The sequence below is a fragment of the Pseudomonas sp. PDM16 genome, from assembly GCF_014851865.1.
Taxonomy (GTDB): Bacteria; Pseudomonadota; Gammaproteobacteria; order Pseudomonadales; family Pseudomonadaceae; genus Aquipseudomonas.
The window spans coordinates 401,697-423,768 of sequence record NZ_JACVAM010000003.1; the positions used below are offsets into that span (position 1 = coordinate 401,697).

Annotated in this window: 18 protein-coding genes and 1 pseudogene; 6 read left to right on the forward strand and 13 right to left on the reverse strand. The window is 62.4% G+C overall.

All coding sequences use genetic code 11. The annotated features are described in order from the left end of the window. Positions 1–27: 27 nt before the first annotated feature. Together ribF and murJ are read right to left on the reverse strand one after the other, a co-directional pair. Positions 28–966, reverse strand: coding sequence for a bifunctional riboflavin kinase/FAD synthetase (gene ribF / locus IB234_RS13815; RefSeq protein WP_192318569.1), 939 nt, complete (start codon positions 964–966; stop codon positions 28–30). A gap of 82 nt (positions 967–1,048) precedes the next feature. Then, positions 1,049–2,593 (reverse strand): murein biosynthesis integral membrane protein MurJ, encoded by a 1,545-nt coding sequence (murJ, locus tag IB234_RS13820; protein ID WP_192318571.1) that lies wholly within the window; start codon positions 2,591–2,593, stop codon positions 1,049–1,051. Positions 2,594–2,776: 183 nt separating this feature from the next. On the opposite strand from murJ, the gene rpsT reads away from it, so the two are divergent. Further along, on the forward strand, positions 2,777–3,049 hold the full coding sequence (gene rpsT, locus IB234_RS13825) for a 30S ribosomal protein S20 (RefSeq protein WP_192318572.1): 273 nt from the start codon (positions 2,777–2,779) through the stop codon (positions 3,047–3,049). Positions 3,050–3,161: 112 nt separating this feature from the next. Here rpsT and IB234_RS13830 read toward each other — a convergent pair whose 3' ends face one another. From IB234_RS13830 to rplU, 5 genes are all read right to left on the reverse strand, one after another. After that, on the reverse strand, positions 3,162–3,623 hold the full coding sequence (locus IB234_RS13830; protein WP_192318573.1) for a CreA family protein: 462 nt from the start codon (positions 3,621–3,623) through the stop codon (positions 3,162–3,164). A gap of 11 nt (positions 3,624–3,634) precedes the next feature. Continuing rightward, complete coding sequence (gene proB / locus IB234_RS13835) at positions 3,635–4,753, reverse strand: glutamate 5-kinase (RefSeq protein ID WP_192318574.1); 1,119 nt, start codon at positions 4,751–4,753, stop codon at positions 3,635–3,637. A 66-nt stretch (positions 4,754–4,819) separates the two neighbouring features. Continuing rightward, positions 4,820–6,043: an Obg family GTPase CgtA gene (gene cgtA, locus IB234_RS13840; RefSeq protein WP_192318578.1), complete on the reverse strand. Its 1,224-nt coding sequence runs from the start codon at positions 6,041–6,043 to the stop codon at positions 4,820–4,822. A 107-nt stretch (positions 6,044–6,150) separates the two neighbouring features. After that, complete coding sequence (gene rpmA / locus IB234_RS13845; protein WP_021702937.1) at positions 6,151–6,408, reverse strand: 50S ribosomal protein L27; 258 nt, start codon at positions 6,406–6,408, stop codon at positions 6,151–6,153. A gap of 24 nt (positions 6,409–6,432) precedes the next feature. After that, positions 6,433–6,744 carry a 50S ribosomal protein L21 gene (rplU, locus tag IB234_RS13850; protein ID WP_192318580.1) on the reverse strand — a complete coding sequence of 104 codons (312 nt, stop codon included), beginning with the start codon at positions 6,742–6,744 and terminating at the stop codon, positions 6,433–6,435. A gap of 304 nt (positions 6,745–7,048) precedes the next feature. On the opposite strand from rplU, the gene IB234_RS13855 reads away from it, so the two are divergent. Next, a complete protein-coding gene (locus IB234_RS13855) occupies positions 7,049–8,017 on the forward strand; it encodes a polyprenyl synthetase family protein (protein WP_192318582.1) in 969 nt (322 codons plus the stop codon). Positions 8,018–8,150: 133 nt separating this feature from the next. Continuing rightward, positions 8,151–8,393 (forward strand): hypothetical protein, encoded by a 243-nt coding sequence (locus IB234_RS13860; RefSeq protein ID WP_192318584.1) that lies wholly within the window; start codon positions 8,151–8,153, stop codon positions 8,391–8,393. Between the two features lie 139 nt (positions 8,394–8,532). Here IB234_RS13860 and IB234_RS13865 read toward each other — a convergent pair whose 3' ends face one another. From IB234_RS13865 to gdhA, 5 genes are all read right to left on the reverse strand, one after another. Then, the gene (locus IB234_RS13865; protein WP_192318586.1) at positions 8,533–9,150 is read right to left on the reverse strand and encodes an FKBP-type peptidyl-prolyl cis-trans isomerase; all 618 of its coding nucleotides are present in this window, start codon (positions 9,148–9,150) and stop codon (positions 8,533–8,535) included. A gap of 148 nt (positions 9,151–9,298) precedes the next feature. Next, positions 9,299–9,790: a TIGR00645 family protein gene (locus IB234_RS13870; protein ID WP_192318588.1), complete on the reverse strand. Its 492-nt coding sequence runs from the start codon at positions 9,788–9,790 to the stop codon at positions 9,299–9,301. 195 nt (positions 9,791–9,985) lie between these two features. Further along, entirely contained in the window at positions 9,986–10,327 is a 342-nt protein-coding gene (locus IB234_RS13875) for a hypothetical protein (RefSeq protein WP_192318590.1), read from the reverse strand. 189 nt (positions 10,328–10,516) lie between these two features. Beyond that, complete coding sequence (locus IB234_RS13880) at positions 10,517–12,967, reverse strand: Lon protease family protein (RefSeq protein WP_192318592.1); 2,451 nt, start codon at positions 12,965–12,967, stop codon at positions 10,517–10,519. Positions 12,968–13,229: 262 nt separating this feature from the next. After that, the gene (gene gdhA / locus IB234_RS13885; protein ID WP_192318594.1) at positions 13,230–14,567 is read right to left on the reverse strand and encodes an NADP-specific glutamate dehydrogenase; all 1,338 of its coding nucleotides are present in this window, start codon (positions 14,565–14,567) and stop codon (positions 13,230–13,232) included. 237 nt (positions 14,568–14,804) lie between these two features. Here gdhA and IB234_RS24400 point away from each other — a divergent pair. Together IB234_RS24400 and IB234_RS13890 are read left to right on the forward strand one after the other, a co-directional pair. Then, positions 14,805–14,914: pseudogene (locus tag IB234_RS24400) on the forward strand (hypothetical protein); the annotation flags it as partial. Between the two features lie 108 nt (positions 14,915–15,022). Beyond that, positions 15,023–15,634 carry a sulfotransferase family 2 domain-containing protein gene (locus IB234_RS13890; RefSeq protein ID WP_192318596.1) on the forward strand — a complete coding sequence of 204 codons (612 nt, stop codon included), beginning with the start codon at positions 15,023–15,025 and terminating at the stop codon, positions 15,632–15,634. Between the two features lie 159 nt (positions 15,635–15,793). On the opposite strand, the gene ettA is transcribed toward IB234_RS13890, so the two are convergent. After that, a complete protein-coding gene (gene ettA / locus IB234_RS13895) occupies positions 15,794–17,461 on the reverse strand; it encodes an energy-dependent translational throttle protein EttA (RefSeq protein ID WP_192318626.1) in 1,668 nt (555 codons plus the stop codon). A 366-nt stretch (positions 17,462–17,827) separates the two neighbouring features. Here ettA and IB234_RS13900 point away from each other — a divergent pair, with 366 nt between their 5' ends. Then, on the forward strand, positions 17,828–21,913 hold the full coding sequence (locus IB234_RS13900) for an EAL domain-containing protein (RefSeq protein ID WP_225580573.1): 4,086 nt from the start codon (positions 17,828–17,830) through the stop codon (positions 21,911–21,913). Positions 21,914–22,072 lie beyond the last annotated feature (159 nt).

Below are 22,072 nucleotides of genomic sequence, written 5' to 3' on the forward strand. Positions count from 1 at the left end.
GGCTCTTGGACTCATCTAATACAGCGGTCAATCAAGCGGTTGGCCAAGCCAGTAGGCCCGGGCGGCGGAGACATCCGCGTCTATCGCCGTCTTCAGCGCCTCCAGGGAGGCGAAACGCTGCTCATCGCGCAGCTTGTGGTGGAACTCCACCGTCAGACGCTGGCCGTAAAGATCGCCAGCGTATTCCAGCAAATGTACTTCCAGATGCGGGCGGCCATCGCCGGCCACGGTTGGCCGCTGACCGATGTTGGCAACGCCGGGGAAGCGGTGACCTTCGTACGCCGCGGTCACCAGAAACACTCCGCGCAGCGGAGGTTTGCGCCGTTTCAACTGCACGTTGGCGGTTGGCGTACCCAGTTGGCGTGCCAGCTTCTGACCATGCAGTACACGCCCCGCAAGAGCATAAGGGCGGCCCAACAGACGCTCAGCCAGTTCCAGCTCGCCAGCCTGCAGGGCTTCACGCACACGGGTGCTGCTGACGCGCTCGCCGTCCAGCTCGACGGTCAGCGCCGCCTCGACGCTGAAACCGTGGCGTTCACCGGCCCCGACCAGGAAAGCAAAATCGCCGGTGCGCCCGGCGCCGAAACGGAAGTCGTCACCAACCTCCAGATGTTTCACATGCAGGCCATCCACTAGTACCTGGCGTACGAACTCGTCGGCCGCCAGCTCGCGCAGGCGGCGGTTGAATGCCAGGCACAGCACTCGGTCGACGCCTTGGGCGGCCAGCAGCTCGAGCTTCTCGCGCAGACGGCTGAGACGCGCCGGCGCGGTATCCGGGCCGAAGAACTCACGCGGCTGCGGCTCGAAGATCACCACGCAGCTCGGTACGCCCAGCTCGATGGCGCGCTCACGCAGGCGCGCCAGGATGGCCTGGTGACCACGGTGCACACCATCGAAATTGCCGATGGTGGCAACGCATCCCTGGGTCAGGGGTAGCAGATTGTGGAGGCCTCGGACCAGCTGCATAGCGCGCTTCTTGCTTACAAAGTGGTCGATTATACGCACAGGCGACTGGCGGCGACAGGCAGTGTGTCAGCCGCCTGGCGAGTCAGTGAATGGCGCGGCGGGCGAAGTCGCGCGGGCGGAAGCCAAGCAGCAGCAACATGCCGAAATAAGCCACCACGCCAGCCACCACCAGCGCGCCGAGGCGCAGCAGCCGCACCAGCATGCTGCCCTGCTCCCAGTCCGGCATGAAATGCATCATCGCCAGCAACACCGCCACCATGACTACGACCGCCAGCACCAGCTTGAGCAGAAATGCGGCCCAGCCCGGTTGCGGCTGGTACATGCGCCGACTGCGCAGCTGCCAGTAGAGCAACCCTGCGTTGAGGCAAGCCGCCAGACTGATGGCCAGAGCCAGCCCTGCGTGGCGCAGATCCAGACCGAAGACGAACAGCGCGTTCATCGCCTGGGTCGCCAGCAGGCTGACGATGGCAATGCGCACGGGGGTCTTGATGTTCTGTTGGGCGTAGAAGCCCGGCGCCAGTATCTTGATCAGGATCAGCGCCAGCAGGCCGACCGAGTAGGCAACCAGCGCCTGCTGGGTCATGGCCGAGTCGTGGGCCGTGAACTTGCCGTACTGGAACAGCGAGACGATCAGCGGCTCGGCGATGATTGCCAGCGCCAGGGTGCAGGGCAGCACCAGCAGGAAGCACAGGCGCAGCCCCCAGTCGAGCAGCTTGGAATATTCCTCACGGTCAGCGCTGGCGTAGGTCTTGGCCAGCGCCGGCAGCAGAATGGTGCCCAGCGCCACGCCGAGCACGCCGGATGGCAATTCCATCAGGCGATCCGCGTAGTACATCCAGGATACGGAGCCCGCTACCAGGAAGGAGGCGAAGATGGTGTTGATGATCAGCGAGATCTGGCTCACCGACACGCCGAAGATCGCCGGCCCCATCTGTTTGAGCACGCGCCATACGCCGGTATCACGCAGGCTCAGGCGCGGCAGCACCAGCATGCCGGTCTTCTTCAACGCCGGCAGTTGCCAGAGGAGCTGCGCCAGGCCACCGACCAGCACCGCCCACCCCAGAGCCATGATCGGCGGATCGAAATACGGCGCCAGCCAGACAGTGAAGATGATCATGCTGACGTTCAGCAGAGTCGGCACGAAGGCTGGTACCGAGAAGCGGTTCCAGGTGTTGAGCACCGCCCCGACCAGCGACGACAGCGAGATCAGCAAGATATAGGGGAAGGTCACCCGTAGCAGATCGGTGGTCAGGGCGAAGCGCTCCGGCTCGTCGGCGAAGCCCGGCGCGGTGACCCAGACGATCCAGGGCGCGGCGAGAATACCGAGCAGCGTGACCAACGCAAGCACCAGGCTCAGTAGGCCGGCTATATAGGCAAGGAAAGTGCGGGTCGCCTCCTCGCCCTGTTGAGTCTTGTACTCGGCCAGGATCGGCACGAAGGCTTGGGAGAATGCACCTTCGGCGAAAATGCGCCGCAGCAGGTTGGGCAACTTGAAGGCGACGACGAAGGCGTCCGACGCCACGCCAGCGCCGAAGATGCGCGCGATCAGGGTGTCACGAACGAAACCCAGCACGCGGGAAACCATGGTCAGGGAGCTGACGGCAGCCAGGGACTTGAGCAGATTCATGGAGTCTCGATGATCCGAAAGGCCGGCACGGGCAGCCGACGCACTGAAGGCGAGAAGTGTAACCAGCCACCGCTGGTCAGACCAGCCAATGAAGACACTTACGCACTTGACAGGCGCGCAGAGCATCGGCATGATTCGCGGCCTTATTTGTTGCTATCCCCCTAGTTTTCGAGGAGCTTGACGGTGGCCAATACACCTTCTGCCAAAAAACGCGCCAAACAGGCTGAGAAGCGTCGTAGCCATAACGCCAGCCTGCGCTCCATGGTCCGTACCTACATCAAGAACGTAGTCAAGGCTATCGACGCCAAAGACCTGGAAAAGGCTCAGACCGCCTACACCCTGGCTGTTCCGGTCATCGACCGCATGGCCGACAAAGGCATCATTCACAAGAACAAGGCTGCTCGCCATAAGAGCCGCCTGAACGGCCACATCAAGGTTCTGGCTACCGCCGCCTGATTGGTCTGTTCTTGAAAAGACCGGCCTTAGGGCCGGTTTTTTATTGCCCGCGATTTGATCAACCAAGAACCGCAGACAGAAAAAAGCCGGAGCATGCCCCGGCTTTTTTAGCTTACTGCGCCGCCCAGGGCAGGATCGGAATGGCCGTCACCGCATTCTGCGGACTACCCTCGATCACCCGATCGCTGTACACCAGATAAACCAGGGTATTGCGCCTCTCATCGAAGAAACGCACCACCTGCATGGTCTTGAAGACCAGCGAAGTGCGCTCCTTGAACACCTCCTCGCCATCCTTCAGCTTACCAGTGAAGCGGATAGGCCCGACCTGGCGACAGGCGATGGACGCCTCGGCACGATCCTCGGCCAGACCCAGGCCACCCTTGACCCCACCCGTCTTCGCGCGCGACAGATAGCAGGTCACACCCTCCACCCTCGGATCATCGAAGGCCTCGACCACGATCTTGTCGTTCGGCCCCACCCACTTGAACACAGTGGAAACCTCACCGATCTCCTCCGCCTGCACCACCAGTGGCAGCACCAGACACGCAACCAGCAATCCCTTCGCAATGCGCATCGCGCGCCCCCTCAGACCAGAATCAGATTGTCCCGATGCACCAGCTCCGGCTCGTCGACATAACCCAGCAGCTTCTCGATGGCGTCGGACGGCCGACCAACGATCTTCTGCGCCTCCAGAGCACTGTAGTTGGCCAGACCGCGAGCGATCTCACGCCCATCCGGACCGACGCAGACCACCATCTCGCCACGCCGGAAACTGCCCTGCACCTCGCGCACCCCAACCGGAAGCAGGCTCTTGTGATCGACAACCAGCGCCTTAACCGCCCCCGCATCCAGCACCAGCGTGCCGCGAGTCTGCAGATGCCCCGCCAACCACTGCTTGCGCGCCGCCAACATGCCGCGCTCAGGCGCCAGCAGAGTACCCAGACGCTCGCCCACCTTGAGGCGATCCAGCACGCGCTCGATACGCCCACCAACGATCACGGTATGCGCACCGGAACGCGCCGCCAGGCGCGCCGCGCGCAGCTTGGTCTGCATGCCGCCGCGCCCCAAAGCACCGCCAGTGCCACCCGCCACCGCATCCAGAGAAGGATCGTCAGCGCGCGCCTCGAAGATCAGCTGCGCATCGGGATTGTGCCGCGGGTCAGCATCAAACATGCCGTCACGATCTGTGAGGATAACCAGTAGATCGGCTTCCACCAGATTGGCCACCAGAGCAGCCAGGGTGTCGTTGTCACCGAAGCGAATCTCATCAGTGACGACGGTATCGTTCTCGTTGATCACCGGCACCACGCCCAGATCAACCAAAGTACGCAGAGTGCTGCGAGCATTCAGGTAGCGCTTGCGATCAGACAGATCATCGTGAGTCAGCAATACCTGAGCAGTGTGCTTGCCATGCTCGGCAAAGCTGGACTCCCAGGCCTGCACCAGCACCATCTGACCGATGGCCGCCGCCGCCTGCAACTCATGCATCGCGCTCGGCCTGGCCGACCAACCCAGGCGACTCATACCCGCCGCCACCGCACCGGACGACACCAGCACCAACTCAACGCCCGCCTCGCGCAGGGCCACCATCTGCTCGACCCACACAGCCATGGCGGAACGATCCAGCCCACGCCCGTCGGCGGTCAGCAGCGCACTACCGATCTTCACTACCCAGCGCTGCGCGCCGGTCACCTTGTCCCGCATGATGCCCTCTACCCCAAGCCAGTCAGCACAACGCCGCTATAAAGCGGCGCTGCACGATACCTATTGTCAGTCCCGAACGTAAATGATCTCAGGACCGTCTTCGTCATCCTCGAAGTCATCCCAGTCATCGTCGTCACCGACATCGTCGACACTCTTCAGACCCGCCTTACGCAGGGCACGCTTGTCATCCAGCGCCTGCAGGCGCGCTCGCGCCTCATCTTCGATGCGCCGATCCAACTCGGCCAGCTCCTCGGCAAAGGCCGGCTCTTCGGCGATACGAATGGCACGCTCATCCATATAGCGCATGATCGCCTGGCTCAGCGCCTCAGTACCCTCGCTCTCCAGCGCGGAGATGACGAAGACAGGACCCTGCCAGTCGAGACGCTCGACCACGGCACGCATGCGCTCCTCACGCTCGTCGTCGAGCAGCTGATCGCACTTGTTCAACACCAGCCAGCGCTCGCGCTCGGCCAGTGCAGGGCTGAATTTCTCCAACTCACTGATGATGACTTCAGCAGCGTCAGCAGGATCGCTCTGATCCAGCGGCGCCATGTCCACGAGATGCAACAGCAGGCGTGTGCGCGCCAGGTGCTTGAGGAAGCGGATACCCAGGCCCGCACCCTCAGAGGCACCCTCGATCAGACCAGGAATGTCGGCGATCACGAAGCTCTTGTAGCGACCGACACTGACCACGCCCAGGTTTGGCACCAGGGTGGTGAAGGGATAGTCGGCAACCTTCGGCTTGGCGGCGGACACCGAGCGAATGAAGGTGCTCTTGCCGGCATTCGGCAGACCGAGCAGACCTACGTCCGCCAGCACCTTCAGCTCCAGCTTGAGATCACGCTGCTCACCTGGCTTGCCTGGCGTGGTCTGGCGCGGCGCACGGTTGGTACTGGACTTGAAGCGAGTGTTACCCAGGCCATGCCAACCACCTTGAGCCACCATCAGGCGCTGACCCGGCTTGGTCAGGTCGCCAATGACCTCCTGGGTCGCCGCATCAATGATGGTGGTGCCGACCGGCACCGGCAGGATAAGGTCTTCACCCTTGGCACCCGTACACTCGGTACTGCCGCCTTTCTCACCATTGCGCGCATTGAAGCGGCGGGTATAGCGGTAATCGACCAGGGTATTGAGATTCTCGTCGGCCTCCATGAACACGGAGCCGCCGTCACCACCATCGCCGCCGTTGGGACCACCCTTCTCGATAAACTTCTCGCGACGGAAGCTCATCATGCCGTTACCGCCGTCACCGGCTTTTACAAATATCGAAACTTCGTCGACGAATTTCATTAGGGCTGCCTCCCACCGCGACGGCGGGCCAGTGAACTCAGGAATACAGGATACACAGAAACAAAAAAGCCCCGTCGCGAGACAGGGCTTTTTCAGCAAACGCGGACTTAGGCAGTCACGACGCTCACGTAACGACGACCGAAGGCGCCCTTCACTTCGAACTTGACCACGCCGTCGACTTTGGCGAACAGAGTGTGGTCTTTGCCCATGCCTACGCCGTAACCGGCGTGGAACTGGGTGCCGCGCTGACGCACGATGATGTTGCCGGCCTTGATCGCCTGGCTGCCGTACATCTTCACGCCAAGGCGTTTACTTTCTGAGTCGCGGCCGTTACGAGTACTACCGCCAGCTTTTTTGTGTGCCATGAGTCATAGCCTCCTAAAAAGGGATCAGGCCTGGATGCCGGTGATCTTGATTTCGGTGAACCACTGACGGTGGCCCTGACGCTTCATGTGGTGCTTACGACGGCGGAACTTGATGATGGTCACTTTGTCGTGACGGCCTTGGGAGACCACTTCAGCGACAACCTTGGCACCATCGACCACCGGAGCGCCGATTTTCACGTCGTCACCGTTGCCAACCAGCAGAACGCGGTCGAAAGTCACGGATTCGCCGGTAGCGATTTCCAGCTTCTCGACCTTGAGGAATTCGCCTTCGGCGACTTTGTACTGCTTGCCACCGGTAACAATTACTGCGTACATGGATTTTTCTCCGTTAAACCTGCTCACCCGACTCTTTATAGGAAGAGTTATTGGCCGGCATGGCTGCATGGAGCCGGAACTGACGCCATGCAATTGCGTAAGGCAGGGAGTGCCCATAAGAAGTTTGGGGCCGCGATTGTACGGAAAGGCAACCCCCGAGGCAAGCCCCGCCGGCCCTTGCCTTGACAGCCCCCAACCCGGCCCCTAGCATGCCGCGCAGCTAGGTCTGGCCCTGCCCGACCCGCCATTTCGCCGCCCTCCGCCCTGCGAGGCTGCCGGCCCCGTCCAGGAGCTCCCGTCACCGATGCAACCCCAGGTCTTCCAAAGCGTGGTCGCAGACGATTTCACCGCCGTCGACAGCATCATCCGCCAGCAGCTGAAATCCCACGTACCCCTGGTAGAGAAGATCGGTGACTACATCATCTCCGCTGGCGGCAAACGCCTACGCCCGCTGCTGGTCCTGCTCAGCGGCAAAGCTCTGGGTTATCAGGCCGACGACCTGCGCCTGCTGGCTGCCACCATCGAGTTCCTGCACACCGCCACTCTGCTGCATGACGACGTGGTGGACATGTCCGGCATGCGCCGCGGCCGTGCCACCGCCAACGCCCAGTGGGGCAATGCGCCGAGCGTGCTGGTAGGCGACTTCCTCTATTCCCGCTCGTTCGAGATGATGGTCGAGCTTGGCTCCATGCCGGTAATGCGCATTCTCTCGCGTGCCACCCGGGTGATCGCCGAAGGCGAGGTGCTGCAGCTGTCCAAGGTACGCGACGCCAGCACCACGGAAGAGACCTACATGGAGGTCATCCGCGGCAAGACCGCCATGCTGTTCGAGGCGTCCACCCACAGCGCCGCAGCGCTAGCCGGCAGTTCCGAAACGCAGAGCGAAGCCCTTCGTCACTTCGGCGACCATCTGGGCATCGCCTTCCAGCTGGTGGATGATTTGCTCGACTATCAGGGTGACGCCACCACTCTCGGCAAGAACGTCGGCGACGACCTGGCCGAAGGCAAGCCGACCCTGCCACTGATCTACACCATGCGCGAAGGCAATGCCGAACAGGCTGCCTTGGTCCGTACTGCGATCCAGAAAGGCGGCATCGAGGATCTGGAAAGCATTCGCACCGCCGTGCAGGCCTCGGGCTCGCTGGACTACACCGCCAAACTGGCCCGCGAACATGCCGAGAAGGCCATCACCTGTCTCGATGCCCTGCCGGACAACACCTACCGCGACGCACTGATCGAACTGAGCCGTTTCGCAGTAGCCCGCACCCACTGAGAAAACCGCTCAAACAAAAGCCCGTCCCTGTGACGGGTTTTTTATTGCCCGACAAAAGGCACGATTGAGGCTTGCTATTTTGATAATAGGAATTATTCTCATATTCATCAAATGGACGACACGGAGATGAGCCATGACCTATCTGATCGACGCCTGGCTGGATCGCCCACACCCCTACCTGCGCATCCTCAATCGCGAAACAGGCGAAGTGTGTGCCGTACTGGAAGAGGAAGCCATCGGTGAACTACGGGATCAGGGTGATCTCGATCTCGCCAGCCTCAGCTCATGTGAGCCAGGGGTACTGAAAGAACTGGTGCGAGGCCTGTTTCTGTTCTGCTATGCCCGGGCGCTGAGGCCGCAGGGCGAACTGCACTGAGCAGCGCTCGACGAGGGCGGCCAATGTCGGTCAGCCTCGTCGGCCAGCCCGACGCCAGGGAAGGCGCCGGGAGACATGCGGAGCGATGACGCACCGCAGGTGCCCGGACCAGTTAGGATGACCAGCCGGGCATCACCTCTTACAGGATGTCGAGCAGCTCGACGTCGAACACCAGTACGCTGTGCGGCGGGATGCTGCCGGCAGCCTGGCCGCCATAGGCCAGCTCGCTCGGCACATGCAGGCGCCACTTGCTGCCGGTATTCATCAGTTGCAGAGCCTCGACCCAGCCGGCAATCACACCGCCCACCGGGAATTCGGCCGGCTGGCCACGCTCGTAGGAACTGTCGAACACGGTGCCGTCGATCAGGGTGCCGTGGTAGTGAGTACGTACGTGGTCTTCGCGGGACGGTTTGGCGCCCTCACCCGCCACCAGCACTTCGTACTGCAGGCCGGACTCGAGCACGGTCACGCCTTCGCGCTTGGCATTCTCGACCAGATACTCACGGCCTGCGCCAGCAGCCGCTTCGGCCTTGGCAGCTGCTTCGGCCTGCATGATTTCGCGGATGGCACGGAAGGCCGTGTTCAGGTCTTCCGGAGCGACGCGGCTTGGCTGATTGGCGAAGGCGTCACGCAAGCCAGCGACCACGGCGTCCAGGCTCACGCCAGGCGGCGGGTTGTCGCGCAGTTGGTCGCCCAGTTGGCGGCCGATGCCGTAGCTGACGCGCGTTTCGTCGGTGGACAGGTTGAGTTCGGACATGGCCGGGCTCCACGTTAGGGGTCGAAAAAGGGCGGCCAGACTAGCACAAGCTGCCTCGCGGCGAGACGGAGCCAGACGCACGCAAATCCAGCACACAGAAAAAGCCCGGCCACCTCGCGGTGCCGGGCTCGGTTTACTCAGGTGCGGATCAATCGTGCTTGGTCAACTTGTCCAGGTAACCCATGGCGAATGCCGACACGACGAAGGTCATGTGGATGATCACGTACCACTTGAGGTGCTCGGGGTCATGGTTCTTGGCATCCATGAAAACCCGGAGCAGATGAATCGAAGAGATCGCCACGATCGATGCGGCCACCTTCATCTTCAGTGAGCTGGAATCCATCTTGCCCAACCAGCTGAGCTTTTCCTTGCTCTCGTCGATGTCCAGCTGAGACACGAAATTCTCGTAGCCGGAAATCATCACCATCACCAGCAGGCCACCCACCAGCGCCATGTCGATCAACGACAGCAACACCAGAATCAGGTCGGCCTCGGCCATGGCAAACACATTCGGCAGGATATGAAAGACTTCCTGGAAGAACTTCAGCGCGAGAGCCAGAAGCCCCAGCGAGAGGCCGAAATAGATAGGCGCCAAAAGCCAGCGCGAGGCGTACATCGCATTTTCGATAAAGCGTTCCATGTTGTCTCGTCTGAGTAGAGGGAAAACAGGTCGCGAGTATACTCAGCCGACCATGACGGGCAAGGCGGCAAGCGTTGCCGAGTTTTATCCCCGCTTACTGTGGATAACCTTGTGGGCAGACACGGGAAGGATGTCTGCACGCCCAGCGCAACGGGAGGCAGCTTCAGATTGGGCAAAAAGCGTTCAGCAGCTCGATCAGCTTTCCGGGCGGAACTGATAGTCACCGAGATGACGACACCGCTCGCCATTGAGCTTGCGCAGCTCGGCCTGCAGGTGCAGGCACCAGATCATCGGCTCTTCGCAGGGCTCATAGCCCTGAACCGCGAGGCACTGGGCAATCGAATCGAGCACCTCCTCAGCCACGAAAGGCCCGTGGAATGGGCCTTGCGCCTTGATCGCCGACGGCTGCCCTCCCGTCATACCCGCCGCACACAGCAGCGTCCACAGACCGCGCTCGCCAGCCAGCGGACGAATCTCACACTCGATACGGGTGGTCAGGCCAAGGCACTGACGGGTGAGACAGAGGCTGCGCGACATGGCGGCGATCCTCGCGAGGTCTGGCTTGCAGCCTACACCTCGATACGCCGCCACGGGAAGGTAAAAGTTATCCCCGCACACTGTGGATAACTCTGTGGATGGAGCGGGGGAAAAGCCGTTCCGGTGAGACCCGCTGCGGGCCCCACCGATGTGGGCAATGACTGACCAGTTGTCGCCCTGCCGACCCCATCACTCCTTGGACGGTTTCGCCACCGGCTTGGCGCGGGTTTTCGCTTCCTTGACCTTCGGCTCTTTGTCCTTCTCATCCTCTTCCATGCCCATCTCGGCGATGCTGCGCAGGCGCTCGACCACTCGCGCATTCACGCTGCCCTTGGGGAACTGACCCTTGGCATTCGGCGCTCCGGCAGGCTCGCCGAGCAACAGCGCGAGCGCCTCATCGACATGGCGAACCGCATACACATGGAACTGGCCGTTGCGCACCGCCTGCAGCACACGCTCGTCGAGCATCAGGTTGCTGACGTTGGAGTGAGGAATGATCACCCCTTGCTCGCCAGTCAGGCCGCGCGCCTCGCAGAGACGGAAGAAGCCCTCGATCTTCTCGTTGACCCCACCGACTGCCTGCACCTCGCCGAACTGGTTGATCGAACCGGTGATGGCGAAGCACTGCTTGAGCGGCGTGCGTGACAGCGCCGAGATCAGCGTGCAGACCTCGCCCAGCGATGCGCTATCGCCATCCACATAGCCGTAGGATTGCTCCAAGGCGATGCTGGCAGAAATCTCCAGCGGGAATTCCTGGGCATAACGACTACCGAGGAAGCCGGTGACGATCATCACCCCCTTGGAGTGAATAGGCTGCCCCAGGCTGACCTCACGCTCGATATCGACGATACCCGAGCCGCCCGGATAGACAGTGGCCGAGATGCGCGCCGGCACCCCGAAGGCGGAATCACCCACCTCGAGCACGGTCAGCCCGTTGCACTTGCCAACGGCCTCACCGGCGGTATCGATCAGGATGATACCGGCCAACATGTCGTCGATGATTCGCGCCGAGACACGCCCAGTACGATCGGACTTGGCTTTCAGCGCCCGCTCGATATGGCCGACATCGGTCACGGCATCACTGGCCAACTGACGAACGAAGTCGGCCTCGCTGACCAGCTGGAAAAGGTCACCGATACGCGCCGACAGCCGGCCCTGATGCTCGGCCAGGCGAGCACTGTAAGTCGCCAGACGCGCCACGGCAGCAGCCGTCAGCGGCGCCATGCCCTCTTCCGAGGTCCGCGTCTTGAGCAACTGGGCGAACTGTTCAAGGCTGTCATCGGCAACGGGGATCTCCTCGTCGAAGTCCACCAGCACGCGGAACATCTCCTGGAAGTCGGAATCCAGGTCCTGCAGCGTGTAATAGAGCTGGCGCGAGCCGATGATGATGACCTTGAGCTGCAGCGGAATCAGCTGCGGGGTCAGGGTCACCGTGGCAATGCGCCCTAGATCGCCGAGCGGCGACTCCATTTTCAGTTGGCGCGAATGCAGGGCGCGTTTCAGCGCGTCCCAGACGAAGGGCTCGCTGAGCAACTTCTCAGCCTCGACGATCAGATAGCCGCCGTTGGCCCGGTGCAGTGCACCCGGGCGCAGCTGGCGATAACTGGTGTAGAGCGCCCCCTGGTCGGTGTTGTACTCGATGCGGCCGAATAGGTTGTCATAGGTCGGGTGCGACTCGAATACCACCGGCGCGCCGCCGTCGGCGTGATGACCGACCACCAGACTGGGGCTGTACTGCTCCTCGAGCATCTCGCGGCGCTGGGCATCCGGCTTGTCGTCCAGCAACTGGTCGACCACGGTCTTCAGCAGATTGACCTGTACAGCCTGTAGGTAGGCACAGACCCCGGCATTCTCTGCATACTGTTCGCAGAGCGGCGCCAGCAGCGGCTGCAGGGCCAGGGTGATGGTTTCCTCATTGAGCTGACGCAACTGGTTGCTGGTCTCGCGCTTCCACTGCGGCAGGCTGGCTAGGCCCTCGTTGAGGCGCTCCTCCAGCTCGGAAATGTCCAGATGAAAGCGCTCGCGCTCGGCCTCGGGCAACTGGGCGAAATCCGCCTCATCCAGCGCCTTGCCATCCTTCATCGGGGTAAAGGCGATGTTGGCGCTGTCGCGATAGAGCGCTACGTCTTTTTCAAGCGCAAGCTTCTCGATCACATCCAGCGCCTTGTCGTAGCGCTGATTGAAGACACGATCAATGGCGCTCTTCTTCTGTTGATAGGTCGGCGTCTCGAACACAGCCGGGAAAGTCGCCAACAGGTTGTCGATCAGATGACCGATGTCGGCAACGAACGCAGCAGCAGTGCCTGCCGGCAGATCCAATGCCCGTGGCTCGCGCGGTTCGTCGAAATTGTTCACGTACACCCGATCGACCGGCGTGGCTTGGCGCTTGGCCTCAGCCTTCAGGTAACGCTGCACGAAGGAGAAACGGCCGGTTCCAGGCTCCCCCATCACATACACGTTGTAACCCGGGCGCGGCATGGCCACGCCGAACTGCAACGCCTCGACCGCACGCTCCTGGCCAAGCACGCCACGGAAGGGTTCGAGATCATCGGTAGTGGTGAAGTTGAACTGGTCGGGGGCGCAGGGGCGGGTCAGGGCATCGGGCGCCAGGCGCAGGCTGGCAGCGAAGGATTCAGGCATCGGAAGTCCTTGTCGAAGCGGCTAGGCCGCAAGATGGAGCCATTCTGGCGCTGCCCCGGCGCCGCTGGCAAGGCAGATCGGCCACGCCTTCCGAGGCCATCCATACAAATTCCAACCGACGACGCCCCATCCGACGACACGAGCGGGACAGCAGGTCCGACTCCTGAATATCGCAAAGAATGGAGCATCACCAATTCACTACCCGCAGACCATCGCCCATGAAAAAGGCCGCCATCTGGCGGCCATTCTGCACAGCAAAAGATCAGACCACGCCCTGGGCCAGCATGGCGTCGGCGACCTTCACGAAGCCGGCGATATTGGCGCCCTTCACGTAGTTGATCCGACCGTTCTCCTCACCATGGCTCACGCAGGCGTGATGGATGTTCTGCATGATGCCATGCAGACGCTGATCCACCTCACCGGCAGTCCAATGCAGGCGCATGGCGTTCTGGCTCATCTCCAGGCCGCTGGTGGCCACGCCGCCGGCGTTGGACGCCTTGCCTGGGGCATAGAGGATGCCGGCCTCGATGAAGAGGTCAACGGCCTCCAGGGTCGACGGCATGTTGGCGCCCTCGGCGACACAGATGCAGCCGTTGCGCAGCAACGTGCGGGCGTCTTCAGCATCGAGTTCGTTCTGGGTAGCGCAGGGCAGCGCGATATCGCACACGAGATTCCACGGGCGCTGGCCGGCGAGGAACTGCAGACCGAAACGCTCGGCCATCTCGCTGATGCGGCCACGGCGCACGTTCTTCAGGTCCATCAGGTACTGCCACTGCTCATCGGTCAGGCCCGCTTCGGCGAACAGGGTGCCTTCGGAGTCGGACAGCGAGATGACCTTGCCACCCAGCTCCATGACCTTCTGCGCGGCGTACTGGGCGACGTTGCCCGAACCGGAGATCGCCACGCGCTGGCCATCGAAGCCACGCCCCTGACGCTTGAGCATTTCCTCGGCGAAGTACACGCAGCCATAGCCGGTGGCTTCCGGGCGGATCAGGCTACCGCCGTAGGTCAGCCCCTTGCCGGTGAGCACGGAGGTGAACTCGTTCGCCAGGCGCTTGTACTGACCGAACATGTAGCCGATCTCGCGCGCGCCAACCCCGATGTCGCCCGCGGGCACGTCAAGATCGGCGCCCACATGGCGATACAGCTCGCTCATGAAGGACTGGCAGAAGCGCATCACCTCGCCATCGCTACGGCCCTTCGGATCGAAGTCAGAACCGCCCTTCCCGCCCCCCATGGGCAATGAGGTCAGCGAGTTCTTGAATACCTGCTCGAAGGCCAGGAACTTGAGCACGCCCAGGTTCACCGAGGGGTGGAAACGCAGGCCGCCCTTATACGGGCCGATGGCGCTGCTCATTTGCACGCGGAAACCACGATTGACCTGGACCCGGCCGCGATCATCGACCCACGGCACACGGAACAGAATGGCTCGTTCTGGCTCGACGATACGCTCGACGATGCCCGCCTCCACATAATGCGGATTAGCCTCGAGGAAGGGCCACAGGGAGCGCAGCACCTCTTCCACCGCCTGGTGGAACTCGGGCTGATCGGGATCACGTTGCTTGAGGCGTGAGAGGAAGGCATCGACGGACTGGATCATGAAGCACCCGCACTGGTTCGATATTTCAGGGGGCGAAACTCTAACAATCGAAGCTGCACCAATAAAGAACAAAATGACGCCTTTATGAATCTTTTTGGTGCAAAAAACATAAGAGCGATTCAATTACCCATAAAAAGTGAGGCCAAAAGCCCCACCTGCATTGCACCATTCTGCCCCTGCAGCCATGGCGCCGTCCGGGTGATGAGCCACACGCTACCGTCCATGTCGAGCGCCACAAAGGATAAGGGGGTGATCGACGAGATCACCATGGCCTACAGGGACATCGACGTGGTGATAGTGGCTCGCCGCGACCTGGCCTGCGCCAGGTGGTATGCGAAAAGGGTTGAGACAATATGCAGGGACGGGATCAGCCCCTCGTTACGCGACTCCGCACGTACCTGCCCCATACCCAGCACATGTGATACATCCCTCACACGCCAGATACGAGAAGAATGATGATCGTTTCCCACAAATACCGATTCATCTTTATCAAGACCCGCAAGACCGCCGGCACCAGCCTTGAAGTATTCCTCTCCTCGCAGTGCGGTCCAGATGACATAGTCACGCCGATTGAACCGCATGTCGAACCGCACCAGGCGCGCAATCACGAAGGCTTCTTCAACCACATGCAAGGCCATGCGATTCGTACAGCTATCGGCGACGACTGCTGGCACAGCTACTTTCGCTTTTGCGTCGAACGCAATCCCTGGGACAAGACGCTTTCCTACTTTCACTTCGTCAACAACTACCGCCTGGACGGGACTTCGACGCTCGATGAGCATCTGAATTCCGCCGACTTCTGCGTCGACCACCCGGCCTACACCGAGCCTGGGGAGCCCGACCGACTGCTGGTTGATCGTGTGCTGCACTACGAGAACCTAGACAGCGAGCTGGGCGATGTCTTCTCCCATCTTGGTATCCCCTACCCAGGCTCACTGGGCGTCCAGGCGAAGTCGGAGTTCCGCACCGACCGACGCAGCTACCGGGAAGTCCTCGACAGTGAACAAGCTGCACTGATCGGTGCAGCCTTCCAACAGGAGATCAAGATGTTCAACTACCGCTACTGAGCCTTTCCTGGCGCCAGTCCACGCCATCTTGCCGGGCAATATCCAGACAAGAACACAGCGCATAGGAGGTCCGGTTCGCGCCAGTGGAGCGCCCACTAAGCGGTAGCCAGCCAAAAGAAAACGGGGCCCACAGGCCCCGTTTTCTTTTATAGCGGACGCTTACTGCGCCAGCTTCTTGTAGCGTACGCGGTGCGGCTGCGCGGCGGCATCACCCAGGCGTTTCTTACGATCAGCTTCGTACTCGGTGTAGTTGCCTTCGAAGAACTCGATGTGCGAGTCATCCTCGTACGCCAGGATGTGGGTGGCCACGCGGTCCAGGAACCAGCGATCGTGGCTGATCACGATGGCGGCGCCCGGGTAGTCGAGCAGCGCCTCTTCCAGCGAACGCAGGGTTTCCACGTCGAGGTCGTTGGACGGTTCGTCGAGCAGCAGCACGTTGGCGCCCTGCTTCAGGGTCAGGGCCAGGTGCAGGCGGCCACGCTCACCACCGGAGAGGTCCTTGACGAACTTCTGCTGGTCGCCGCCCTTGAAGTTGAAGCGGCCGACGTAGCCGCGCGACGGGACTTCGTAGTTGCCGATCTTGATCATGTCGAAGCCATCGGACACGGCTTCCCACACGGTCTTGCTGCCGTCCAGGTCATCGCGGCTCTGGTCCACGCAGGCCAGCTGCACGGTGTCGCCCAGCTCGATGCTGCCGGAATCCGGGGTTTCCTTGCCCATCAGCATGCGGAACAGGGTCGACTTACCGGCACCGTTACCGCCGATCACGCCGACGATGGCGCCTTTGGGGATGCTGAACGACAGGTTGTCGATCAGTACGCGGTCGCCATAGCCCTTGGTGACATTGACGAAGTCGATGACCTTGTCGCCCAGACGCGGGCCGGCAGGAATGTAGATCTCGTTGGTCTCGGCGCGCTTCTGGAATTCCTGCGACTGCATTTCCTCGAAGCGCTGCAGACGGGCCTTGGACTTGGACTGGCGGGCCTTGGCGCCTTTGCGCACCCACTCCAGCTCGTCCTTCATGGCCTTCTCGTGGGCCGACTGCTGCTTGGATTCCTGGGCCAGACGGTCGGACTTGGCTTCCAGCCAGCCGGAGTAGTTGCCTTCGTACGGGATGCCGGCGCCGCGGTCGAGCTCGAGAATCCAGCCGGCGACGTTGTCGAGGAAGTAACGGTCGTGGGTGATCGCCACCACGGTGCCCGGGAAGTCGTGGAGGAAGTGCTCTAGCCAGGCGACGGAGTCGGCGTCCAGGTGGTTGGTCGGCTCGTCCAACAGCAGCATGTCGGGGGCCGACAGCAGCAGGCGGCACAGCGCCACGCGGCGCTTCTCGCCACCGGACAGGTGTTCGATGCGCGCATCCCAGGCCGGCAGGCGCAGGGCGTCGGCAGCGACTTCCAGCTGGCGCTCGAGGTTGTGGCCGTCGCTGGCCTGGAGGATGGCCTCCAGTTTGGCTTGCTCAGCAGCCAGGGCGTCGAAGTCGGCGTCCGGCTCGGCGTAGGCGGCGTACACCTCGTCCAGACGGGCCTGGGCCTGCTTGATCTGGCCTACGGCCTCCTCGACGATCTCGCGCACGCTCTTGCTCGGGTCGAGCTGCGGCTCCTGCGGCAGGTAGCCGACATTGATGCCGGGCATGGCACGGGCTTCGCCGTCGAACTCGGTGTCGACGCCGGCCATAATGCGCAGCAGGGTGGACTTACCGGCACCGTTCAGGCCGAGTACGCCGATCTTGGCGCCCGGGAAGAATGACAGGGAGATGTTCTTGAGGATTTCCCGCTTCGGCGGCACGACCTTGCCGAGCCGATGCATGGTGTAGACGTATTGAGCCATGGATGACCTTGGTTCTGCATAACTGAGGGATTGAAGAGGCAATTGCGCCAGCGGCCGACCGGCTACTGGGCAATACTCTGAGGCAAGGAAGCATCATAGCCCCGTGCGCCACGCGCGTGCGGCAAAGCTACCGGAATGCTCCCGGAGGGGCAAACCGGACCCGATGGACAGTGATAGCACTTGGCCGCTTTTCCGGGCATGCTACGCGGTCCCGATTGCCAGGCAAGGCCCGATCCAGCAGCTGTATCAGCAGGGTTCATACGCGTGTCACTATCTCGCCCTCCTTCTTCACGCTCATCCAGCGATCCGCTCGCCCGCCCACACCGTGGCTCTCTGAAAGGCGCACTGGCTCTGCTAGTAGCGTTGATGCTCGGTCTGTTGCTGTGGCAGTTGCAGCAGGAGGCCAGTAATCAGGAGCGGAGCGAGCGCCAGCGCCATCTGGACCATGCCAGCCAGCTAAGCGATCACCTGGCCCTGGCCATGAAACTCAAGGCCGAGTCCGGCCGCACCTTCCTGGCCAACCATGCCCCTCAGCCGCTGACTGAACCACAGCTCGGCGCTCTGCTGGAGCGCCTGCATCGCGACTACCCACGCCTGGATAGCCTGGCCTGGATCGGGACCAACGGTCAGACGCTGTCCGACAGCAATCCGGCCGCGGACGACAAGACCCTCTTTAACCAGCAGCAGCCATACCACTTCACGCTCTCCCGGCTGAACAACGGCCTGGTCCAGGTCGACCTGCCCTATCCGGAAGGCAGTGGTGGCTGGCGGGTGCGCTTCAAGATCGAAGCGCTGCAGCGATGGCTGCCCGAGCAACCGGCCGACCTGCCGTGGGTATTGCAGGATGCGAGCAGTGGTCTGGCGATGCTTCGCCACCCCGCAGGGGCCGGCAGCACGCCCCTGACCGCCAGGGAACAGGGCCTGAGCCTCCAGCAACTGCCCCTGGCCGGCAGCGATTGGCGAATCGTCGCTCTGTTCGATGCCGCAGCCCTGCGCGCCGACGTATTGCCACGTCAAGCCAGCAAGTTACTGCTGTTCATCCTCTGCGGCGCCCTGACCCTGCTAGCCCTGTTCAGCCTGCTACGTGAACAAAACCGCCTGCGCGCCTACCACGCCCTGTCGCGACGTTCCATGGAGGATGCCATCGGCGCCCTCGGGGCGATCGACGAGCGCGTACTGGTAACCCAGCCCGATGGCCATATCAGCTACCTGAATCCACGCGCCGAGCAGATGTTCGGTCTCGATCTGGCCACCGCCAGCCAGATGCACCTGCTGGAGCTGCTGCCCGCACTGACCCCCTGGATGGAAAATGCGTTCTACGAGCAGAGCGCGCCCATCGAGGTGCTACAGGACGGCCAGCGCCGCCTGTACCACGTCACCTGCCACGCCCTCTATACCGACAACCCGGAACCGGGGCGAGCCTGGGTATTGCGCGATGTCACCGAGGAACAGCAGGCCCTGCGTGTACTGCAGGACACTCGCCGGCGCTACCAGGACATCTTCGAAGGCAGCGGCGTGGCCCTCTGCGTGCTCGACCTGTACGAACTGCGCACCTACCTCGATACCCAGGACCTGCAACACAGTGCCCAGCTGCTGCCGTGGCTGGAGGAAGATGAAACACGCAACGGCGAACTGCTGCGACACATTCGCATCAGCGAAGTGAACAAGGTCGCCCTGCAGTTGCTTGGCGTGGATGAGGTGCAGCAGGTCTGGGACCATCTGATCGGTTCGGCGCCGCTGCGGCCAAAAGGTGCGCGCCATGCGCTGATCAGCGCCCTGCTCGACGGCGAGCACGACATGATGGTCGAGAGCCGCATGCGCACGCCGCAAGGCCACGAGCGCTATCTGTGGCTGAACCTGCAGTTCCCCGAGAGCCGCGACGAGCTGCGCGCGGTGACACTCAGCGTGCATGACATCACCAGCCGCAAACGCGTCGAGCTGTCGCTGGTGGAGCGCGAGCGCTTCTGGTCCGATGTATTGCGCTCGGTGCCGGATACCCTCTACGTGCATGACATGAGCAGCATGCAGGTGATGTTCAGCAACAATCGCCTGGGCCCCGATCTGGGCTACAGCAAGAAGGAGCTGCATCAGCTCGGCGAAAAGCTGTGGGAGAAGATTCTCCACCCGGACGATGTCGAGTTGTACCAACGTGTGCGCAACCTGCAAAAGGTGGTTGGCAAGGGTCAGCAGCTGCAATTCCGCCTGCGCTGGCGCCACCGCGACGGCAGCTGGCACTGGTTCGACATCCGCGAACACGCCCTCAGCCGCGACCGTCACGGCCGCGTAAGCCACCTGATCGGCATTGCCAAAGACATCACCGGCGAGATCAACGCCCAGGCCAGCCTGCTCGATAGCGAACGCCGCTACCGTCTGCTGGCGGAGAGCATCAGCGACGTGATCCTCTCTACCAACAGCGCTCTGCAGTTGAACTACGTCAGCCCGTCGGCCGAAGGCTTCTTCGGTTACAGCCCGGAATGGCTGCTGGACAACGATCTGCTCAATATCGTCACCAACCCCCGCCAACTGGCCAGCCTGCTGCAGCTACTGGAGCAGGTGCGCAGTTCCCTCGGCAACGCGGAGCGTCTCGTCGAGCTGCAGGCCGGCCTGAGTGGCCGCACCTTCGTCTTCGACTGCCTGCGTGCCGACGGCCGCAAGATCACCGTGGAGATGCGACTGACGCTGATGTGGGACGAACAGGAGCGCTTTGAAGGCGTACTCGGTATCGGCCGCGACATCACCCAGCAGCGCCGCGCCGAACGCGATCTGCGCATGGCCGCCACCGTATTCGATCACTCTACCGCAGCCATCCTGGTCACCGATCCGGCCGGCTACATCGTGCGCATCAACGAGACCTTCCAGCGCATCAGCGGCTATGCCGGCAAGGAAGTGCTCGACCAGCTGCCCGGCATGCTCACCGCTGATCGTCAGCAGGCCGCCCAGTTCGCCTACATTCTCACTCAGCTCAACCAACACGGCAGCTGGGAGGGCGAGCTGTGGCTCAAGCGCAGGAATGGCGAGCAGTTCCCGGCCTGGGTCGGCATCACCGCGGTGCACGACGACGACGGCGACCTGGTCAGCTACGTGTGCTTCTTCAACGACATCAGCGAGCGCAAGGCCAGCGAACAACGCATCCACCGCCTGGCCTACTACGACGCACTGACCCTGCTGCCCAACCGCACCCTGTTCCAGGACCGCCTGCACACCGCCCTGCAGCACGCCGAACGGCACGAGGAGTGGGTGGTGCTGATGTTCCTCGACCTCGACCGTTTCAAGCCAATCAACGACTCCCTCGGCCACGCCGCTGGCGACCGCATGCTAAAGGACGTGGCCGTGCGTCTGGCCGCCTGTGTCGACGAGGACGATACCGTGGCGCGCATGGGGGGCGACGAGTTCACCCTGCTGCTACAGCCGCGCAACACCCGTGCGGGCGCCCTCAACCGCGCCATCCACGTGGCCGAACAGATCCTCGCCAGCCTGGCCCAGCCGTTCGTGCTGCAAGGTCGCGAGTTCTTCGTTACCGCCAGTATCGGCATCGCCCTAAGCCCGCAGGACGGCGACGAGCTGAGCCAACTGATGAAGAACGCCGACACGGCCATGTATCACGCCAAGGAACGCGGCAAGAACAACTTCCAGTTCTATCAGGCGGAGATGAACGCCACCGCCCTGCAGCGCCTGGAATTGGAGAGCGACCTGCGCCATGCCCTGGAGCAGGGTCAGTTCCTCCTCTATTACCAGCCGCAGCTGTCCAGCGACGGCAAACGCCTGACCGGCGTCGAGGCCCTGCTGCGTTGGAATCATCCACGCCGTGGCCTGGTGGCACCTCATGAGTTCATACCAGTACTGGAGGAGCTGGGCCTGATCGTCCAGGTCGGTGACTGGGTGATCGCCGAGGCCTGCCGCCAGCTCAAGGCCTGGCACGATGCCGACATGCGCGTACCCAAGGTCTCGGTCAACCTCTCCGCCCGCCAGTTCGCCGATGGCCAGCTGGGCATGCGCATTTCCCGCGTGCTCGGCGAGAGCGGCCTGAAGCCGGCCAGCCTGGAACTTGAGCTGACCGAATCGATCCTGATGCGCGATGTCAGCGAGACCCTGCAGGTGCTGGCCAGCCTCAAGCGGCTCGGCCTGTCCATCGCGGTCGACGACTTCGGCACCGGCTACTCGTCGCTCAACTACCTCAAACAGTTCCCCATCGACGTGCTGAAGATCGACCGCAGCTTCGTCGACGGCCTGCCGGGGGGCGAGCAGGACGCGCAGATCGCCCGTGCCATCATCGCCATGGCCCACAGCCTCAATCTGGCGGTAATCGCCGAGGGTGTGGAAGCGCAGGAACAGCTCGACTTCCTGCGCGACCACGGCTGCGACGAGGTACAGGGCTACCTGTTCGGTAAACCGATGGCGGCCGAGCAACTGGAGGCGCAGTTCGGCGGCAACGCGCTGTTCATGCTCACCTGATCGCCGGCGGCGGTGCGTGAACCCCGCTTGTCCGGCACTTGACCGCCTTTCATGTGCCAGGCGGCGGCACATCGGGTAGAATGCCCGCCTCCCTTAGAACCTGTTTACGATCCGCCGCTCGTCGGCCATGGGTCGTCAGACAGACTCTTACTACCGCCC

Coding starts and splice junctions, on each gene's coding strand:
- IB234_RS13870 (WP_192318588.1), bottom strand. CDS start 9,790: ATGGAACGCTTTATCGAAAATGCGATGTACGCCTCGCGCTGGCTTTTG.
- IB234_RS13865 (WP_192318586.1), bottom strand. CDS start 9,150: ATGTCCGAACTCAACCTGTCCACCGACGAAACGCGCGTCAGCTACGGC.
- cgtA (WP_192318578.1), bottom strand. CDS start 6,043: ATGAAATTCGTCGACGAAGTTTCGATATTTGTAAAAGCCGGTGACGGC.
- rplU (WP_192318580.1), bottom strand. CDS start 6,744: ATGTACGCAGTAATTGTTACCGGTGGCAAGCAGTACAAAGTCGCCGAA.
- IB234_RS13860 (WP_192318584.1), top strand. CDS start 8,151: ATGACCTATCTGATCGACGCCTGGCTGGATCGCCCACACCCCTACCTG.
- gdhA (WP_192318594.1), bottom strand. CDS start 14,567: ATGATCCAGTCCGTCGATGCCTTCCTCTCACGCCTCAAGCAACGTGAT.
- murJ (WP_192318571.1), bottom strand. CDS start 2,593: ATGAATCTGCTCAAGTCCCTGGCTGCCGTCAGCTCCCTGACCATGGTT.
- rpmA (WP_021702937.1), bottom strand. CDS start 6,408: ATGGCACACAAAAAAGCTGGCGGTAGTACTCGTAACGGCCGCGACTCA.
- proB (WP_192318574.1), bottom strand. CDS start 4,753: ATGCGGGACAAGGTGACCGGCGCGCAGCGCTGGGTAGTGAAGATCGGT.
- ettA (WP_192318626.1), bottom strand. CDS start 17,461: ATGGCTCAATACGTCTACACCATGCATCGGCTCGGCAAGGTCGTGCCG.
- IB234_RS13855 (WP_192318582.1), top strand. CDS start 7,049: ATGCAACCCCAGGTCTTCCAAAGCGTGGTCGCAGACGATTTCACCGCC.
- IB234_RS13880 (WP_192318592.1), bottom strand. CDS start 12,967: ATGCCTGAATCCTTCGCTGCCAGCCTGCGCCTGGCGCCCGATGCCCTG.
- IB234_RS13900 (WP_225580573.1), top strand. CDS start 17,828: ATGCTCGGTCTGTTGCTGTGGCAGTTGCAGCAGGAGGCCAGTAATCAG.
- ribF (WP_192318569.1), bottom strand. CDS start 966: ATGCAGCTGGTCCGAGGCCTCCACAATCTGCTACCCCTGACCCAGGGA.
- IB234_RS13830 (WP_192318573.1), bottom strand. CDS start 3,623: ATGCGCATTGCGAAGGGATTGCTGGTTGCGTGTCTGGTGCTGCCACTG.
- IB234_RS13890 (WP_192318596.1), top strand. CDS start 15,023: ATGATCGTTTCCCACAAATACCGATTCATCTTTATCAAGACCCGCAAG.
- IB234_RS13875 (WP_192318590.1), bottom strand. CDS start 10,327: ATGTCGCGCAGCCTCTGTCTCACCCGTCAGTGCCTTGGCCTGACCACC.